The 19,240-nt window shown below is 42.1% G+C and carries 18 protein-coding genes; 15 read left to right on the top strand and 3 right to left on the bottom strand.

Annotation, left to right across the window (positions count from 1 at the left end; genetic code table 11):
* Positions 1–23: 23 nt before the first annotated feature.
* Together rplT and NSQ52_RS13490 are read left to right on the top strand one after the other, a co-directional pair.
* Positions 24–383 (top strand): 50S ribosomal protein L20, encoded by a 360-nt coding sequence (gene rplT, locus NSQ52_RS13495; protein ID WP_007501659.1) that lies wholly within the window; start codon positions 24–26, stop codon positions 381–383.
* A 63-nt stretch (positions 384–446) separates the two neighbouring features.
* The gene (locus NSQ52_RS13490) at positions 447–713 is read left to right on the top strand and encodes a DUF1294 domain-containing protein (RefSeq protein ID WP_008346019.1); all 267 of its coding nucleotides are present in this window, start codon (positions 447–449) and stop codon (positions 711–713) included.
* Between the two features lie 17 nt (positions 714–730).
* On the opposite strand, the gene NSQ52_RS13485 is transcribed toward NSQ52_RS13490, so the two are convergent.
* The gene (locus NSQ52_RS13485; RefSeq protein WP_008346017.1) at positions 731–1,135 is read right to left on the bottom strand and encodes a hypothetical protein; all 405 of its coding nucleotides are present in this window, start codon (positions 1,133–1,135) and stop codon (positions 731–733) included.
* Between the two features lie 179 nt (positions 1,136–1,314).
* Here NSQ52_RS13485 and NSQ52_RS13480 point away from each other — a divergent pair, with 179 nt between their 5' ends.
* Both NSQ52_RS13480 and cstA read left to right on the top strand, forming a co-directional pair.
* Positions 1,315–2,403: a M42 family metallopeptidase gene (locus tag NSQ52_RS13480; protein WP_017358255.1), complete on the top strand. Its 1,089-nt coding sequence runs from the start codon at positions 1,315–1,317 to the stop codon at positions 2,401–2,403.
* 349 nt (positions 2,404–2,752) lie between these two features.
* On the top strand, positions 2,753–4,549 hold the full coding sequence (gene cstA / locus NSQ52_RS13475; protein ID WP_342473455.1) for a carbon starvation protein CstA: 1,797 nt from the start codon (positions 2,753–2,755) through the stop codon (positions 4,547–4,549).
* Between the two features lie 45 nt (positions 4,550–4,594).
* Here the strand turns inward: cstA and sspI are convergent, their stop codons facing one another.
* Positions 4,595–4,816 carry a small acid-soluble spore protein SspI gene (gene sspI / locus NSQ52_RS13470; RefSeq protein ID WP_008346010.1) on the bottom strand — a complete coding sequence of 74 codons (222 nt, stop codon included), beginning with the start codon at positions 4,814–4,816 and terminating at the stop codon, positions 4,595–4,597.
* A 113-nt stretch (positions 4,817–4,929) separates the two neighbouring features.
* Here sspI and NSQ52_RS13465 point away from each other — a divergent pair, with 113 nt between their 5' ends.
* From NSQ52_RS13465 to pheT, 3 genes are all read left to right on the top strand, one after another.
* Positions 4,930–5,673: an RNA methyltransferase gene (locus NSQ52_RS13465; protein ID WP_024718644.1), complete on the top strand. Its 744-nt coding sequence runs from the start codon at positions 4,930–4,932 to the stop codon at positions 5,671–5,673.
* A 376-nt stretch (positions 5,674–6,049) separates the two neighbouring features.
* The gene (gene pheS, locus NSQ52_RS13460) at positions 6,050–7,084 is read left to right on the top strand and encodes a phenylalanine--tRNA ligase subunit alpha (RefSeq protein ID WP_041506748.1); all 1,035 of its coding nucleotides are present in this window, start codon (positions 6,050–6,052) and stop codon (positions 7,082–7,084) included.
* 15 nt (positions 7,085–7,099) lie between these two features.
* On the top strand, positions 7,100–9,514 hold the full coding sequence (pheT, locus tag NSQ52_RS13455) for a phenylalanine--tRNA ligase subunit beta (RefSeq protein ID WP_342473454.1): 2,415 nt from the start codon (positions 7,100–7,102) through the stop codon (positions 9,512–9,514).
* A gap of 41 nt (positions 9,515–9,555) precedes the next feature.
* Here the strand turns inward: pheT and rnhC are convergent, their stop codons facing one another.
* A complete protein-coding gene (gene rnhC / locus NSQ52_RS13450) occupies positions 9,556–10,479 on the bottom strand; it encodes a ribonuclease HIII (protein WP_082627008.1) in 924 nt (307 codons plus the stop codon).
* Positions 10,480–10,613: 134 nt separating this feature from the next.
* On the opposite strand from rnhC, the gene zapA reads away from it, so the two are divergent.
* From zapA to NSQ52_RS13410, 8 genes are all read left to right on the top strand, one after another.
* Positions 10,614–10,871, top strand: coding sequence for a cell division protein ZapA (zapA, locus tag NSQ52_RS13445; protein WP_008345998.1), 258 nt, complete (start codon positions 10,614–10,616; stop codon positions 10,869–10,871).
* A 7-nt stretch (positions 10,872–10,878) separates the two neighbouring features.
* Entirely contained in the window at positions 10,879–11,412 is a 534-nt protein-coding gene (locus tag NSQ52_RS13440) for a CvpA family protein (RefSeq protein WP_342473453.1), read from the top strand.
* A gap of 114 nt (positions 11,413–11,526) precedes the next feature.
* Entirely contained in the window at positions 11,527–13,239 is a 1,713-nt protein-coding gene (gene polX / locus NSQ52_RS13435; protein WP_331832391.1) for a DNA polymerase/3'-5' exonuclease PolX, read from the top strand.
* A 21-nt stretch (positions 13,240–13,260) separates the two neighbouring features.
* On the top strand, positions 13,261–15,618 hold the full coding sequence (locus tag NSQ52_RS13430) for an endonuclease MutS2 (RefSeq protein ID WP_342474117.1): 2,358 nt from the start codon (positions 13,261–13,263) through the stop codon (positions 15,616–15,618).
* 14 nt (positions 15,619–15,632) lie between these two features.
* The gene (locus NSQ52_RS13425; RefSeq protein WP_007501637.1) at positions 15,633–16,037 is read left to right on the top strand and encodes a DUF350 domain-containing protein; all 405 of its coding nucleotides are present in this window, start codon (positions 15,633–15,635) and stop codon (positions 16,035–16,037) included.
* Positions 16,038–16,199: 162 nt separating this feature from the next.
* Positions 16,200–16,655 carry an Imm63 family immunity protein gene (locus NSQ52_RS13420; RefSeq protein WP_007501636.1) on the top strand — a complete coding sequence of 152 codons (456 nt, stop codon included), beginning with the start codon at positions 16,200–16,202 and terminating at the stop codon, positions 16,653–16,655.
* 100 nt (positions 16,656–16,755) lie between these two features.
* Complete coding sequence (locus NSQ52_RS13415; protein WP_073413715.1) at positions 16,756–18,465, top strand: AMP-binding protein; 1,710 nt, start codon at positions 16,756–16,758, stop codon at positions 18,463–18,465.
* Positions 18,466–18,639: 174 nt separating this feature from the next.
* A complete protein-coding gene (locus NSQ52_RS13410) occupies positions 18,640–19,224 on the top strand; it encodes a TetR/AcrR family transcriptional regulator (protein WP_024718637.1) in 585 nt (194 codons plus the stop codon).
* Positions 19,225–19,240 lie beyond the last annotated feature (16 nt).

The following is a 19,240-nucleotide window of genomic DNA, read 5'->3' as shown; positions in this document are numbered from 1 at the left end:
AGGAAACATAGGAGGGAATTACAATGCCAAGAGTAAAAGGCGGAACTGTGTCGCGTCAGCGTCGTAAAAAGGTTCTTAAATTAGCAAAAGGTTATTTCGGTTCAAAACATAGATTATATAAAGTAGCAAACCAACAGGTGATGAAATCTGGAAACTACGCTTTCCGTGACCGTCGTCAGAAAAAACGTGACTTCCGTAAACTATGGATCACTCGTATCAATGCTGCAGCTCGTATGAACGGTCTTTCTTACAGCCGTTTAATGCATGGCTTAAAGCTTTCTGGTATCGAAGTAAACCGCAAAATGCTTGCTGATCTTGCTGTGAATGACCTAAACGCATTCAACCAGCTTGCTGATGCTGCAAAAGCACAACTAGACAAGTAAGTCATATAAAAGATCATTCCGCCAAGGAGTGATCTTTTTTTCTCATCATGTGAGGTGAAATCAATGAATATCGCTCTGATCGTGCTGCTCATCTTGGTCAATGTCTATGGGTTTTGTCTCATGGGAGAGGATAAACGCCGGGCGAAAGCACACAAATGGAGAATATCAGAAGCGCACTTATGGAGTGCTGCAGTACTTTTTGGTGCTGCTGGGTCATTTCTTGGCATGCAGTATTTCCGTCATAAAACAAAGCATCCTGCCTTTCAAATGGGTATGCCTGCTTTAATTGTTGTCCAATTGGTGATATTGGTCTATCTCAATCTCATCTGAAAAGGGAGCAGACGCCGTTAAGTCGGCGTGTCTGCTCCCTTTTTTTGTTTGATTTTTTTGATGGGCTGATCCCAATCAATTTTTGTTTGAGGATACCGTTCAATGATGTTTTCCTCAAGTTTTTCAAAGTCTTCTAATGTGAATTCATTTAGCTTCTCAGGTGACTCCGTCCAAACGTAAATGGAGTGGACAAACAGAGGATGATCCTTAGAAGGAACATGCTTCTCCCCTTCAAACAAGACACCTTTATAGACGAAATTAAAATTTTTACGGGCATTTTGCTGTTCGTCCATAAAATAAAAGCCTTCTTTTAATTGTGCTTGTTTCAGCTTTCTTCTCGGGTTTGAGAAGAATTTTACCGCCATGTAGAATATATAGACAAGCAATGCAACAAGAGCAAGTCTAATGAGGATGACAAACATGACAGGATGCACCTCCAATACCGTTATCTGATGTACTACGAATGAGAAAGACAAAAGGTTTCAACTTTTTTTAAAAAAATATTTCGATTAACGAAAAAATATTCATAAAAAGATCGTATTGAACGAAAGAGGTTTTGTATAATAAGAATGCACCATGAAGAAAAAGGAGGATACACAGAATGACAAAACTAGATCAAACATTAACTATGCTGAAAGACCTAACGGATGCAAAAGGGATTCCAGGAAATGAACGTGATGTAAAAAAAGTCATGCAGTCATACATAGAAACATATGCGGATGAAGTCTCTACAGACCGCCTTGGCAGCTTAATTGCTAAGAAGGAAGGAAATGCAAATGGGCCTAAAGTGATGCTTGCTGGTCACTTAGATGAAGTAGGATTCATGGTGACAAAAATCGATGACAAAGGCTATATTCGTTTTCAAACGGTCGGTGGCTGGTGGTCACAAGTTATGTTGGCGCAGCGTGTCACCATTGTGACGAAAAAAGGAGACATTACAGGTGTGATTGGTTCTAAACCGCCACATGTCTTATCACCAGAAGCACGAAAGAAATCAATCGAAATCACAGATATGTTCATTGATATTGGGGCTTCGAGCAAAGAACAGGCAATGGAATGGGGCGTCCTCCCTGGAGATCAAATCGTACCTTACTTTGAGTTTACGGTAATGAATGACGAAAAAATGCTTCTTGCAAAAGCCTGGGACAACCGTATCGGCTGTGCAGTAGCGATTGATGTCATGAAGAATTTAAAGGATACTCAGCATGAAAATATTGCATACAGTGTAGCAACTGTCCAAGAGGAAGTTGGCTTACGCGGAGCTAAAACAGCTGCAGCTACAATCCAGCCTGATATTGGATTTGCTATTGATGTTGGAGTAGCAGGTGATACACCAGGTATTACTGAAAAAGAAGCAACAAGCAAACTTGGCAAAGGACCAACGATTGTTGTATTCGACGCTTCCATGGTTTCTCATAAAGGGCTTCGCGATTTTGTTGTCCAAACTGCAGATGAATTAAACATTCCTTATCAATATGATTCCATGCCAGGTGGAGGAACAGATGCTGGAGGTATTCACTTAACAGGTCATGGCGTTCCATCACTATCCATCGGGATTCCAAGCAGATATATTCATACCCATGCAGCCATGATTCATCGAGATGATTATGAAAATGCGGTGAAGCTTTTAACAGAAGTCATCAAAAGACTTGATCAAAAAACGGTCGAACAAATTACGTACGGTTCTTAATGATGAAACCTTTCCTCAGTATGGGGAAAGGTTTTTTAATTGCGTTGAATTTCCCAGGAAATGAACTTTGGAATGTAAGTTGTGTCAAAAGAACTGTTTTCAGTAAATGAAGTGATATTTTTCTAGTGAGGAAGGCACATGTGATCTATCTTGTATTTATGTAAGATGAAATCAATAAAAAGGACAGAGCCAATTGAGGCTCTGTCAAAAGAGAGTTTATGGAAGTAGGTGAAGCTTATTTTAGATTAAATCAATTATTCCTATTTGTCAACTAGGTTTTAAAAGAAAGAAAAATCAATCAATTTATGTTATATTTGTAACAAATTGTTTATACAAAGGGGATGGTTAAATGAATGCGGTTTCAATTGTGATAGGATCGATGTGTATTTTAGCGATTGCCTATCGCCTCTATGGCACGTTTATGATGTTGAAGGTATTAAAGGTCACAGATGATCATCCTACACCGGCTCATGCACTCGAGGATGGGAAAGATTATGTGCCAACAAACAAATGGGTCACATTTGGGCATCACTTTGCTGCAATTGCCGCTGCTGGTCCATTAGTTGGTCCGATTTTAGCCGCACAATTTGGGTATTTACCTGGTCTCCTTTGGCTCTTAATTGGAGCGGTGATTGGCGGAGCTGTTCATGATCTTGTGGTCTTGTTTGCTTCGATGCGAAAAAAGGGGAAATCACTATCCGAGGTAGCGAAAGAGGAGCTTGGTCCTGTGGCAGGATTTTGCACAGGGCTCGCCATGTTATTTATTATTACAATTACAATGGCAGGACTGTCCATGGTTGTGCTTCATGCTTTAGAACGAAATCCTTGGGGAACCTTTGCAGTTGGTATTACCATTCCAATAGCGATGGGAGTCGGCCTTTATTATAAAAAGACTGGCAATTTAAAGCTGGCGACATCTGCGGGATTCATATTACTGATGTTGGGGGTATTCCTTGGGCCGAATATTCAAGGAACAGCACTTGGAGATTTGTTAACACTTGATACAAAAACGCTTGCTCTTGCTCTGCCAATCTATGCCTTTTTTGCTGCGGCCCTGCCGGTTTGGTTGCTTTTGGCACCAAGAGACTATTTAAGCAGTTTTATGAAAATTGGTGTTTTCATCGCGCTGATTGCGGGAATCTTTGTGGTTAATCCAACCATCCAATTTCCGGCGTTTACGGAGTTTGTAAATGGAGGAGGGCCTGTCTTAGCTGGACCTGTATGGCCTTTTATTTCAATTACCATTGCTTGTGGCGCGATTTCTGGTTTTCATGCATTTGTTGGCTCAGGCACAACGCCAAAAATGCTAGATCGTTGGAGTGATATGAAGCCGGTGGCGTTTGGCGCGATGCTCGTAGAATGTTTAGTGGGAATCATGGCGTTAATTGCCGCTACTGCGCTTCATCCGGGAGATTATTTTGCAATTAATAGTACACCTGAAGTGTTCCGTACGCTTGGTATGAGTGTCGAGAATCTTCCTCAACTAAGCAAAGAAATCGGTCTTGACTTAGAAGGAAGAACAGGTGGAGCTGTTACATTAGCTGTAGGGATGGCGTACATCTTTACGGGTATTCCGTTCTTTAGTCATTTGGCCTCTTATTTCTTCCAATTCGTGATTATGTTTGAAGCCGTCTTTATTTTAACGGCGATTGACGCAGGAACCCGTGTCGCGCGATATTTGATCCAGGACTTCTTTGGAGAAGCATATAAACCGCTGAAACGAAATGACTGGTTACCAGGTTCAGTCTTTGCAAGTGCACTTGCTTGTTTTATGTGGGGATACTTGCTTTACTCTGGAGACATTGGGTCCATTTGGGCACTCTTTGGCGTGTCAAACCAATTAATGGCCTCGGTCGGATTAATCATTGGGGCGACGGTTGTATTAAAAATTGCGGATAAAAGACGGTATATGTTGACTTGTTTAATTCCACTTGCTTACTTATATGTGACGGTGAATTATGCGGGTTATTGGATGGTTGCGAATGTCTATCTCAATCCTGAAGCATCTGGCTACAGTGTACTGAATGCCGTGCTTTCGATGATTATGCTGATTTTAGGTTTTGTCATTATCGTGTTCGCTATTAAAAAGTGGATCGAGATTTGGCGCGATCCAGCTCTTCGAATGGAGACGCCAATCACTGGCTAAATGAACAAAGCCGGCTTGCTCAGAGATAAGCAAACCGGCTTCTTGTTATTGCTGATGCTCAGGCTTTAAGCCCTGCTCTAATGTTTCAAGAATTTCATTTTTTTCATCTTCTGATGCCTCTTGCCATAACACCTCAAACAAAACGCCAAGCCCTGGCAGCATTTTTTCCTCGCCACTTTGAATCGCATCTAAAATCGTATGCTCAAGCTGCTCTTGATTATGGCCAGTAATGTTTTGAATCACTGCGCCTCTTAAATTAAAATCCATTGCCCACACTCCTTTTTTGATGGTGATAGCCCTATTCTGTCTCAAAGACAGGTTTATTATGTAGTGTGCTTGAGATATAATAAATTCATGATATTTAAAGGAGTTAAAGTCGCTTGAAATATATAGAATCAGCTAAAAACGCACACATTAAACAATGGAAAAAGCTCCATACAAAAAAAGAACGAACGAAAACAGGGCTGTTCCTTGTTGAAGGAAAACACTTAGTAGAAGAAGCATTAAAAAGCGGGGTTGTGAAAGAGTTGATGGTCGCAACGCCTGATATGCTCCCTGCTGACATCGAGCCTGACATTGAGTTGTATGAATTAAGTGAAGAGGCTTTTACTGCGATGACGGAAACGGAAACACCTCAGCAAATCGCAGCGGTTTGTACAATTCCTGTATTTGAGGAGAAAAAGTATGAACGAATGCTTCTGTTAGATGCAGTGCAGGATCCGGGGAATTTAGGCACACTTATTCGGACAGCAGATGCAGCGGGTCTTGATGCTGTGGTCCTAGGGGATGGAACCGTTGATGCGTTTAACGGAAAAACGCTCCGCTCAGCACAAGGGTCTCATTTTCACCTGCCTATCTTAAAACAAACACTACAACAGACAATTCCAGCATTAAAGGCGCAAGGTATACCCGTATATGGGAGTGCTTTAAAAGATGCGAAAGAGTATAGACACATAGCATCAGAAGGTCCATTTGCGTTAATTATGGGCAACGAGGGAGCAGGTATTGATCCAGAGATTCTTCAAATGACAGATCAAAATTTATATGTTCCGATGTACGGACAAGCGGAATCATTAAATGTGGCTGTGGCAGCAGCAGTTCTTGTCTATCATTTGCGCGGATAGTGTTGCATCACGTCCTATTTTTCACTATAATGAAACTAATATTTTAAAAACCATGATAGAGGAAGATTGTTTCACGGAGCGTCCTATTAGGGAGAATGCATCGTAGACTGAAAGTGCATTTAAGGAATGCTGAAACAGGAATTCACCTCTGGAGTTGTCACCGGGACCGCAGGTTTTGCGTAAAGGTGGACCGGATTCGTTTGATTCCGTTATGTCAATGAAGCTTATTCGCACATATATTTGTGCTTAACAAGGGTGGTACCGCGACCACAACTCGTCCCTTCTTTTTTGGAGGGGCGGGTTTTTTTATTGTCTTCAAACAATCAAACACCCGTTTATTCAGACGGTTTTGTATATTAAAAGGAGGATAACACTCATGCAAGAAACGTTAAAACAGCTTGAAACAGAAGCGATAGCGAAGGTAGAAGCAGCCAGCTCGCTCAAAGAAGTCAATGATATTCGTGTTCAATATTTAGGGAAAAAAGGTCCGATTACAGAAGTGCTGCGCGGAATGGGCAAGCTTTCCGCTGAAGAAAGACCAAAAATGGGCGCACTTGCAAATGAAGTGAGAGAGCAGATTGCTGGTGCCATTGCTGAAAAAAATGAGCAGCTAGAAGCAGAAGAAGTGAAAAAGAAACTGGCTTCTCAAACCATTGATGTCACATTACCAGCAAGTCCGATCAAAATCGGGGCAAGACATCCATTAACGATTGTCGTAGAAGATATTGAAGATTTATTTATCGGCATGGGCTATACCGTTGAAGAGGGCCCAGAGGTAGAAACAGATTACTATAACTTTGAAGCGCTCAATCTTCCAAAAGAACATCCGGCACGTGATATGCAGGACAGCTTCTATATTACTGAAGACACACTCATGAGAACGCAAACATCACCCGTTCAAGCACGTACACTTGAGAAATATAAAGGCCAAGGCCCTGTGAAAATCATCTGCCCTGGTAAGGTATATAGACGTGACAGCGATGATGCCACTCACTCCCATCAATTCATGCAAATTGAAGGACTTGTGGTCGATCACAATATTAGCATGAGTGACCTCAAAGGGACGCTTGAGACAGTCGCAAGAAAAATGTTTGGTGAAGATCGTGAAATTAGACTGCGCCCAAGCTTTTTCCCATTCACAGAACCTTCCGTTGAAGTTGATGTGTCATGCTTTAAATGCGGCGGGAAAGGCTGTTCTGTATGTAAAGGAACAGGCTGGATTGAAATTTTAGGTGCAGGAATGGTACACCCGAATGTATTGAAAATGAGCGGATTTGATCCAGATAGTTATCAAGGCTTTGCTTTTGGAATGGGTGTTGAACGAATTGCGATGTTGAAATACGGCATAGATGACATTCGTCATTTCTACACAAATGATATTAGATTCACGAAGCAATTTAAGCAGGACTAAGAGGAGGAAATCAACATGTTTGTTTCATATAAATGGTTAGAGGACTATGTCGATTTAGAAGGCATTCAGCCGGATGAATTAGCAGAGAAAATCACAAGAAGCGGAATTGAAGTGGAAGCCGTTGAGTATAAAGGCGAAGGCATCAAAGGTGTTGTCGTTGGACACGTCATTGAACGTGAACAGCATCCGAATGCGGATAAATTAAACAAATGTCTTGTTGATATCGGCGAAGACGCACCGGTGCAAATTATATGCGGGGCTCCAAATGTGGATAAAGGACAGCACGTGGCTGTCGCAACGGTTGGTGCAGTTCTTCCTGGAAACTTTAAAATTAAAAAAGCAAAACTGCGCGGTGAAGAGTCTCATGGCATGATTTGTTCTCTGCAAGAATTAGGCGTAGAGAGCAAGCTCGTACCAAAAGAATATGCAGAAGGTATCTTTGTTTTCCCGAATGACGTGAAACCAGGAGATGATGCCCTTCAAGCGCTTCAATTAGATGACGCGGTACTTGAACTTGGCTTAACACCAAACCGTGCCGATGCCCTTAATATGCTAGGAGTGGCTTATGAGGTTGCCGCCATTTTAGGGAGAGACATCAAGCTTCCTGATACAGCGCATGACACTTCTTCTGAAAAAGCAGCAGACTATATTTCTGTTAAAATTGAGGATCAAGAAGCGAATCCACTTTATGCAGCGAAGATCATTAAAAGTGTAAAGATTGGACCAGCACCGCTTTGGATGCAAACAAGATTGATGAATGCAGGTATCCGCCCAATTAACAACGTCGTGGATATTACGAATTTTGTCTTACTTGAATACGGTCAACCTCTACATGCCTTTGATTATGACCGGTTTGGTTCAAAGCAGGTGGTCGTACGTAAAGCGGCTGAAAATGAAATGATTCAAACTCTGGATGAACAAGAACGTACATTGTCTTCGAAGCATCTTGTCATTACAAATGGCACAAAAGCGCATGCTGTTGCAGGTGTCATGGGCGGTTTTGAATCAGAGGTGCGTGATGAGACGACAACGATTCTTTTAGAAGCGGCATATTTCAACGGTCAAACCGTCCGTCAAGCATCTAGAGACTTAGGGCTTCGCAGTGAATCAAGCACACGATTTGAAAAAGGGCTCGATCCGCAGCGGACGACATCAGCAGCCGAAAGAGCAGCGCAATTGATCAGCATCTATGCAGGCGGTGAAGTGCTAAGCGGTACAGTTGAGGAAAACCACCTTGAAACAAGTATGAATGTCATCCACGTATCAACTGAGCGTGTGAACAAGGTGCTTGGTATGAGCATTTCAAAAGAAGATATGATTCAGATTTTCAACAAACTAGGCTTTACTGTGGGTGAATCAAATGATGTGCTTGTCGTAACGGTTCCTTCCCGCAGAATGGATATTACGATTGAAGAGGACCTCATTGAAGAAGTCGCGAGATTATACGGATACGACAATATTCCATCTACACTGCCTGCGACAGCTGGTACCGTTGGCGGTCTCACGCCATACCAAGTGAAGCGCAGAAAGGTGAGACGTTTCTTAGAGGGCGCAGGGCTTTCTCAAGCGATTACGTATTCATTAACGAATCAGCATAAGTCCACAGTCTTTGCTTTAAATCCAGCTTATCAAACAAGACTTTCCCTGCCAATGAGTGAGGAACGAAGTGTGCTGAGACAAAGCCTTCTGCCAAACTTACTTGATTCTGTCGCATATAACTTAGCAAGACAAGCTGATTCTTTTGCCTTTTACGAAACAGGTTCTGTTTTCTTAGCGGAAACGGAAGGCGCAAAACCAGTAGAGAAAGAGCATGTGGCAGGTGCGTTAACAGGTCTTTGGCATAAAAATCTTTGGCAGGGCGAGAAAAAAGCTGTCGATTTTTATGTAGCGAAGGGTATTGCAGAAGGGCTGTTTGAAAAGCTTGGTGTATCAGAAGAGATCACGTATGTTCAAGCAGAGCGTGAGGGCCTTCACCCAGGACGTACAGCCGATGTTCATTTAAATGGAAAAGTGATTGGCTTTGTAGCTGCACTTCATCCAGTAGTGGAAAAAGAATTAGATTTAAAAGAAACGTATGTATTTGAATTTGATTTAACAGATGTGATGACGTCTGAAACAGAGGATATGAAATATACGGCTATTCCGAGATTCCCAGCAGTGACAAGAGACATCGCACTTGTCGTCGATCAGCATATTTCAAGCGGACAGCTGGAGCAAGTCATTTATGAAGCTGGCGGCCAATTGCTCACAGACCTTTCCGTCTTTGATGTGTATGAGGGTGAGCATATGGAAGAAGGCAAGAAATCTGTTGCATTCTCTCTGCAATATTTAAACCCAGAACAAACGTTGACCGAGGAAGAAGTCACGGCTGTTCATACAAACGTATTGAAAGCATTAGAAGATACGTATCAAGCCGTCTTGCGCGGATAATAAAAAGAGCTATCGCTTTATGGGCGATAGCTCTTTTTTGATTATAACCATTTTTTCGCTTTTTGGGTGTTGGCAAAATGAAGTTTTGTAAATTGGCGTAAAGCCTCTTCGCCGTGATGTTTCATCAGCTTTGCTGCCGCTTTGTCAACATGCGGACCGGCCCCTTTTGGAATGTCAAAGCCCGCTGCTTTTGATAATTTATCCATTTCAATTAAAAAAGCATACCTTGCAATAATAGAAGCTGCAGCAACCGATAAGTGGATGCCTTCTGCTTTCGTACTAAAATATGTACGCTCCCGAATGATCTTTTTCCCCGCAAGGTGCCTGAAATAAATGCCTGGTTCGGCAAATTGGTCAATGAGAATGGCTTCTGGTTTCTTGCCATCCAGTTTTTCTAGCACGGAGGTGATGACTTGGTTATGAAGCAGTGCCTTCATTTTCCCTTGGCTCATGCCCTTTTCCTGCATCGCATTGTATTTTTCATTCCGAAGCACGAGAAGGCTGAACGGGATGGTTTTGATCAAGTCTTTGGCAATGTTGATAATCTGCGGATCTTTTAGTCCTTTTGAGTCTTTCACCCCGAGCTCTTTCATGAGAGCAAGCTGACTGGAATCAACATAAGCCGCACAGACCGTAATGGGTCCAAAATAATCGCCAGTACCGACCTCATCTGAGCCAATAACCGACATGGAAGCAATGCCGGGTGGTGGGCTGTACTGTGTGATGGATGGTGTTTTTTTGCTTTTTGTTTCAGCTGTTTGTAAATGGTTGAACTGACTCGCTTCAGCTTCTGCCTTTTGTCCTTGGAACAGTACTTTTCCAGATTTGTAGGCTGTAATCGTACAGCCGGGAACCTTTGCTTGAAAAAGAGCGCCTGGCGGCAAAGTGTCAGTTAAATGCTGAGCGTACACGCTCTTCATTTTTTTCATGTCTTCTGATGTTGCTTTTAAGACGGATTGGGGCACAGTGGATAACTCCTTTTTACCTTGATATCATTGATTTCTAAAGTGTACCATAACAGGGAAGGGCTCGTCTTTCCATTCAATGTCTAAACATGTTATGATAGAGACTAGGATTCTCGTGGAATGGAGGAGAAACGTTGTCTGACGGCGGTAAAACGAAAACAACAGTTGAGATTTACGGACAGTCCTATACGATCATCGGCCAAGAAACGAAGATGCATATGCGACATGTTGCTTCAATTGTTGATGATAAAATGAGAGAAATCAATGAAAAAAATCCATACCTTGATATAAACAAATTAGCTGTACTGACAGCAGTCAATGTCGTCCACGACTACTTGAAATTAAAAGAGCAATACGAAAAACTAGAGCTTCATCTAAAAGAAAAGGAATGAAATTACCGTGATCGATATCATCATTTTGTTTTTGCTTCTTATGGGAACGCTTGTCGGTCTAAAACGCGGGTTTATTCTTCAATTTATTAAATTGATTAGCTTTGTTGTTTCTATTTTAGTGGCTTCTATGTTTTATCAGTCACTTGCACCACAGCTTACGTGGATTCCAGCACCTAATTTTAGCGGCGGTCAAGCGCAGCTCGCTTTCTTTAGTGGGAATCTAGAAACAGCTTATTATAATACCATTGCGTTTATCATTCTGTTTATCTTGACCAAAATCCTGCTCGCTATCATCGGCGGATTGCTCACAACCATTGCAAGTATCCCTGTGATTAAACAGGTCAACAAACTACTTGGCGCTGTTTTAGGATTTCTTGAAACCTATCTATTTGTGTTTATTCTATTGTTTGTGGCTGCATTACTTCCAGTCGATGCGCTTCAAGCCATGATGAGCAAATCAATGTTAGCAGATGTGATCGTAAATAGCACCCCTTACCTGTCCGGTCTTGTCAAAGGCCTCTGGTCGACGTATGGAGTTTAAGAACTTCTCCTTTCTTGGAGAAGTTTTTTCTCATTCCATGACAGAAAGTTGTAGGATGAAGGGAAAGTTTGTATATTTATATAGGAAGATGCCAAAGCGGCTGGAGGATGAGAGATGAATAAAAAAGATATTATCAAACTTCTTGAAACAATTGCAGTCTATATGGAGCTAAAAGGAGATAATCCTTTTAAAATTTCTGCCTTTCGTAAAGCAGCTGCGGCACTGGAACAAGATGACCGCAGTCTTTCTCAAATAGATGACCTATTAGCATTACCCGGCATTGGAAAAGGAACCTTTGCTGTGATCACAGAGTATATCGAAAAAGGACAGTCTGAAACACTCGAACAATTAAAAAAAGAAGTGCCTGAAGGACTTGTCCCGCTCTTAAAATTGCAAGGACTCGGTGGGAAGAAGATTGCTAAGCTCTACCAAGAGCTTGGTGTTCACGATGCACAGTCTTTAAAAGAAGCATGTGAAGCGGAAAAAGTACAAACGCTTGCTGGGTTTGGCAAAAAAACAGAAGAAAAGATTCTTGCCGCTCTTGAGGAGGCAGGAAAGCAGCCAGAACGACTGCCAATTGGTTTTGCATTAGATGTGGCAGAACGAATTGATCATGCGCTGGAACAGATGGAGGGAATCATCCGCTTTTCAAGAGCGGGTAGTTTAAGACGTGCGCGTGAAACGGTCAAAGATTTAGATTACATCATTGCGACTGATAATCCTGAACAAGTGAGAGAACAACTTGTTGCTCTTGATGATGTCAAAGATGTCATTGCGAGCGGTGATACGAAGGTATCGGTCATGCTTGCACTTGATTTTGAAATCAGTGTAGATTTCCGGCTTGTGACAACAGACCAATTTGCAACAACACTGCACCATTTCACTGGCTCAAAAGATCATAACATTCGTATGCGCCAGCTTGCGAAGGAGCGCGGTGAGCGTATTAGTGAATATGGGGTTGAAACGATCGAAACTGGGGATGTGAAAACATTTGAAGACGAAAGCGCTTTTTATGCACATTTCCAACTTCCGCTCATTCCGCCAGAAATTCGTGAAACCGGAGCAGAGATTGATACGTATAAAGAAAGTATGCAATTTGTAGACCGAAAAGATATCAAAGGCGATCTTCATATGCACTCGACATGGAGTGATGGCGCTTTTTCTATTCGCGAAATGGCAGAGGCATGTATCGCAAAAGGCTATGAATACATGGCGATCACAGACCACTCACAATATTTAAAAGTAGCAAACGGTTTAACAAAAGAACGTTTGCGTTTGCAAGCAAAAGAAATTGACAAGCTGAATCAAGAATTCGAGCATTTTCACATTTTCAAAGGGGTCGAAATGGATATTCTGCCGGATGGATCGTTAGATTATGATGATGACTTTCTAGCAGACATGGATTTTGTCATTGCGTCTATTCATTCTAGCTTCTCTCAGCCGGAGGAAGTCATTATGGAGCGCCTAGAAAATGCCTTGAATAATCAGCATGTGGATTTAATTGCTCATCCAACTGGCCGTTTGATCGGTAGACGAGACGGCTATGCCTTAAATATTGATCAGCTCATAGAGCTTGCGAAAAAAACGGGCACTGCACTGGAACTCAACAGCAACCCGTCAAGACTTGATTTAAAAACAGAGCATTTAATGAAAGCAAACGAAGCGGGTGTGAACATCATGATCAACACAGATGCACACAACATCGCCATGCTCGATCATATGGACGTCGGTGTCACAGCTGCAAGAAAGGGCTGGACACCAAAAGCAAATGTCGTGAATACATTTTCACTCAATGAGATGAAAAAGTTTTTAACGCGTGACAGGTAGTCGTTAGGAGGCTGGACCATGCTGCAACAAAAAGTGTTAGCATCATTAGAATTTCATAAAGTAAAAGAAAAAGTCATGTCCTATACTGCTTCGACTTTAGGGAAAGAAAAAGCGCAGGACTTAATACCACTCACAGATATCGAGAGCATTCAGCATCTGCTAGAAGAGGTAGCAGAAGCACAAGATGTGATTCGTTTAAAAGGATCTGCGCCGTTTGGCGGGTTAACGGATATTAGACGAGGCGTCAAACGAGCAGAAATAGGCAGTATATTAAGCCCTTCTGAGCTGATGGAAATTGCGGCGCTGTTATATACCACAAAAAACATGAAGCACTTTCTCGCCTCTATGTATGAGGACGGAGTAGAGATACCCCGTCTTCATACATATGCAGAATCGCTGATTTTACTGCCAGACGTGAGAAAAGAAATAGAAAGCTGTATTGGTGATAATGGAGAAGTGCTTGATCACGCAACGCCAGCCCTCCGCACCATACGAACGCAGTTACGATCACTAGAATCAAAAGTACGAGATAAATTAGAATCAATGATTCGTTCACAATCTGCCTCGAAAATGCTGTCAGACACCATTGTGACGATTCGTAATGATCGGTTTGTCATTCCCGTAAAACAAGAGTACCGCTCGAATTATGGAGGGATTGTTCACGATCAATCTTCTTCAGGCGCAACTCTTTTTACTGAGCCGCAAGTGGTCGTAGATTTAAATAACACCTTGCAGCAAACTCGCCTAAAAGAAAAGCAAGAGATTGAAAAGATTTTGCAAATGCTGACAGCGAGTGTGTCAGAGCACATTGATGAATTGCTTCATAATGTGAATGAACTTCAGACATTAGATTTTATTTTCGCCAAAGCCAAATATGCAAAAGCAGAAAAAGCCACAAAACCTACTGTGAATAACCAAGGGGAGATTTATTTAAAACGGGCAAGACATCCCCTATTGCCCCGAGATCAGGTTGTGGCAAATGATATTGAGCTGGGCAAAGATTTTTCTACGATCGTCATCACAGGTCCAAATACAGGCGGTAAGACCGTCACTTTAAAAACACTCGGACTTCTTACGCTGATGACGCAGGCAGGTCTTCATATTCCAGTCGAAGAAGGATCAGAAGTGGCTGTATTCGATCAAGTCTTTGCTGATATTGGAGACGAGCAGTCTATTGAACAGAGCTTGAGTACATTCTCATCTCATATGGTCAATATTGTGGATATCTTAAAGCATTTGACGTCTAATTCACTCGTGTTATTTGATGAATTAGGTGCGGGGACAGATCCTGCTGAAGGTGCAGCACTTGCGATGAGCATCTTAGATGAAGTTCATCAAACAAATGCGCGCGTCATCGCAACGACTCACTATCCTGAGCTGAAGGCATACGGATATAACCGAGAAGGCGTCACAAATGCGAGTGTAGAGTTTGATATTGAAACCTTATCCCCTACATATCGCTTGCTCATCGGGGTGCCGGGACGAAGTAATGCATTTGAAATTTCCAAGCGTCTAGGACTGCCTCATCATTTAATTGACCGTGCAAAAGCAGATATGCACGCAGAACATAATGAAGTCGATCAGATGATTGCTTCATTAGAAGACAGCAAAAAACAAGCAGAAGAAGAACTGCATGAGACGGAATTCTATAGAAAAGAAGCAGAGAAGCTCCATAAAGAACTGCAAAAACAAATCCTTGAATGGAATGAACAAAAGGACAAACTGCTTGAAGAAGCCGAACAAAAAGCGGCAGAAAAAATTGAACAAGCAACAAAAGAAGCAGAAGAGATTATTCAAGAGCTTCGGTCCATTAAAAGTGAGCATCGTTCATTCAAAGAACATGAACTCATTGATGCGAGAAAGCGTCTTGAAGAAACTGTCCCTGAGTTTGACCGTAAGAAAAAACCAGAGCCGGTGAAAAAAGCAGCAAGACAGCTAAAGCCAGGCGATGAAGTCAAAGTGCTGACGTTTGGCCAAAAAGGAACGCTCATCGAACAAACGGGTAACAAAGAATGGAGTGTCCAAATGGGCATTCTAAAAATGAAAGTAAAAGAAAAAGATATGGAATTTATCAAATCAGCACCGGAATTTAAACAAGAGAAAGCCATCACGGCGGTCAAAGGAAAAGACTATCATGTATCACTTGAGCTTGATTTAAGAGGAGAGCGTTATGAGAATGCCTTAAGCAGAGTCGAGAAATACTTAGATGATGCCGTCTTAGCTGGCTATCCGCGTGTGTCGATCATTCACGGTAAAGGCACTGGCGCCTTGAGAAAAGGGGTCCAGGAATTATTAAAACAGCACCGTAGTGTAAAAAATGCTCGTTTTGGAGAACAAGGCGAGGGAGGATCAGGCGTCACCATCGTCGAATTAAAGTAAAAAGGAGAAAACGCATGAAAGCCTTTTGGGAAAATGAACTTGTGGAAATTGCCGCCTATTACAGCGTGGCCGTCCTATGTCTTGTCTTATTTCTTACCATATTTGAACTCGTGACCTCCTATAAAAACTGGGAAGAGATTCAGCGGGGGAACTTAGCTGTTGCTATGGCAACCGGCGGGAAGATTTTTGGGATTGCCAATGTCTTTCAGCATTCCATCGCCCAGCACAACTCGCTTCTTCAAATGGTCGGATGGGGCGTATACGGCTTTGTGATGCTGCTCGTCAGCTATTTCATTTTTGAATTTTTAACACCACGATTTAAAGTAGACAAAGAGATTGAGAATGATAATAGAGCGGTCGGGTTTATTTCACTCATTATTTCTGTTGGGCTGTCTTATGTAGTAGCAGCCGGCATTTAAGGAGACGACATGGAAAAACTAGCCAAAATATTAATTGTAGTTGCCTGCACTTTTGCGGTTATTGGTGCCGTTTACATGTTCCTGTAAAATGAAGAATACATTCTAGAAAGCTGTCAGGGAAAACCTTGACAGCTTTTCACTCATCAAAGGCGGCGAATCAGAATGAATCAAATCTTGCAAAAAGACGAACTCATAAAGCGCATTGACAGTTGTCTCAAAAAGACATCTCTTCCCCAAGACATATATGAACCGTATATTGCACGTCCTTTTCAAACGACTGGTTTTTTTGATGATTTGAGCCCCTATATTGAAATTGATCCAGCCGGCTATATTCTTATTCAATATGAACGAGGGATTAAAGTGCTTCATAAAAGAACAAAAGAGGCGGATGAAGTCGTTTATTGGATTTTAGAAGACACCATCTTTCTAACTGTGTATCTAGACATGATGAGACAATATCAAGTGGACAACATCCACACACATTTACCTAATGACCCTAGTATCCATAAACAGATTGTGGAGAGAGTCCATGAGTCATTTCGTGCGATCGGTGGATTATACGAAAAGTGGCATCATGAAGGGAAAAGAGCCTCTATAGAAACACCGGCGAAAAAATGAAGATGTGTCATGGAACGAGCTCGATTTGAAAAAAGCAAACAGCCATAAGGAAAAGTTTGCTATAATAAAATAGTACGAAAGTTCAGGAAGGAGGGTTTTTATGCAGTCAGATAAACGTTGGCTTCTGCATTACCCGAATCAAATTCCCCACGAACTCACCATCCCAAATGAAACGTTGCAATCTTACTTATTCAGCTCCGCAGAGGCAGCACCTGAGCATACAGCCATTCATTTTTTAGGAAAAAACATCACCTACCAGCAGTTACAAGAAGATGCACTGAAATTAGCCAGTCATTTGATTGACATCGGTGTCAAAAAAGGCGACAGAGTAGCGATTATGCTGCCAAACTGCCCGCAATCGGTGATTTCTTATTATGCGGTTTTAATAGCAGGCGGCATTGTCGTTCAAACCAATCCGCTTTATACGGAGAAAGAACTGGAATATCAAATGGAGGACAGCGGCTCTAAGGTGCTGATCACTCTCGATCTACTGTATCCAAAGGCCTATAAAATGAAAGCGCTGACAAGTATGGAACATTTGATCATCACAAAATTACAAGATTACTTGCCATTTCCGAAAAACATATTGTTTCCGATTGTCCAGCGAAGGAAAAACAACATGGTCATCCAAGTGGAGAAGAGTGAGACCATTCATCATTTCTCACAGATCATGAAAGAATCGTCAGGAGAACGGATTCCGCAAATATCCTTTCAACCGAAAGAGGATGTCGCAGTTTTGCAATATACAGGCGGAACGACCGGTTTACCAAAAGGGGTCATGCTCACACACGAAAATATAGTAGCCAATACAGAAATGTGTGCATCCTGGATGTATAAAACGAACCGCGGAAAAGAACGGATTCTTGGGATCATTCCGTTCTTTCATGTATACGGCATGACGACCGTGCTAAACCTTGCAGTCAAAGAAGGCCATCAAATGATTCTTCTTCCGCGTTTTGATGCAGCGGATGCCTTGAAGACCATTGAAAAACAGAAACCGACGCTGTTCCCAGGAGCACCAACGATGTATATTGCCCTGCTTCATCATCCGAATATTGAAAAGTATGACCTATCATCCATCACCGCATGCTTAAGCGGATCGGCCGCTCTTCCTGTTGAAGTCAAACAGAGTTTTGAAAAACTAACAGGAGGAAGGCTGGTGGAAGGGTATGGACTTTCAGAAACTTCTCCTGTCACTCATGCCAATTTCTTATGGGGAGCGAACAAAATAGGAAGTATCGGGTGCCCTTGGCCGAATACAGATGCCGGTATTTATTGTGAAGAAACGGGTGGACTCAAAGCGCCATATGAGCACGGAGAGATTATCGTCAAAGGTCCTCAAATCATGAAAGGATACTGGAATCAGCCGGAGGAGACAGCGGCAGTGTTAAGAGACGGCTGGTTTTTCACAGGAGACATTGGGTATATGGATGAGGATGGTTTTTTCTATATCGTAGACCGGAAAAAGGATGTCATCATCGCGAGCGGCTATAATATTTACCCAAGAGAGGTTGAAGAAGCCCTTTATGAGCATGAGCTTGTACAAGAAGTGGTTGTGGCGGGTATTCCAGATCCGTATAGAGGGGAAACAGTAAAAGCCTTTGTTGTCCCGAAAAAGGATGCCTATGTAACAGAGGATGAACTGGATCGTTTTGTTAGAACAAGAATTGCCTCATTTAAAGTGCCGCGTGTCTACGAATTTAAGGAATCACTGCCTAAAACGGCTGTAGGGAAAATCTTGCGCAGAGTGTTAATTGAAGAAGAAAAAAGAAAGCAATCATCTTCAACAGAAGAACCAGTCGATCGATGAGAGAATGAACCAGCATCATCCGGTCAAGCGGCCGGATGATTTGAATTGTACGTGTCTGCTCTGGTATGCTAAAGGTTGAAAAGAAAGAAGAACATCACTTGACAAATCACTCGTTTCTTTTTAACATAAAGTTATGAATGAATGCTCATTCAATTTAGAAAGGGACGAAGCACATTGAAGCAGAAAAGACCGAAGTACATGCAAATTATTGATGCAGCCGTTGTGGTGATTGCAGAGAACGGCTACCATCAATCACAAGTTTCAAAGATTGCCAAACAAGCAGGGGTAGCAGACGGAACCATTTATCTCTATTTCAAAAACAAAGAGGACATTTTGATCTCGTTGTTCAAAGAAAAAATGGGACAATTCATCGAACGGATGGAAACAGATATTCAAAAGAAACCGTCTGCCAAAGAAAAGCTTCTTCTCCTCATTCGAGAACACTTTCGCTTGCTATCTCAAGACCATCATTTGGCCCTTGTGACACAGCTTGAACTCAGGCAGTCAAACCTTGAACTGCGCCAAAAAATCAATGAGGTGCTGAAAGGGTATTTAAATATGCTAGACTCCATTTTAGCCGAAGGAAAGAAGACAGGAGAATTTAGACAAAATCTAGATGTCCGCTTAGCGAGACAAATGGTATTTGGGACGATTGACGAAACCGCTACAACATGGGTCATGAATGATCAAAAGTATGACCTGCCTGCACTCGCAGAAAGTGTACATGATCTTCTCTTAAACGGAATACATCAATCTTAAAGACAATTGAAAAAGG

Source organism: Bacillus sp. FSL W8-1141, assembly GCF_038593205.1.
GTDB lineage: Bacteria > Bacillota > Bacilli > Bacillales > Bacillaceae > Bacillus > Bacillus altitudinis.
This window is presented reverse-complemented; position numbering and strand designations above follow the sequence as displayed.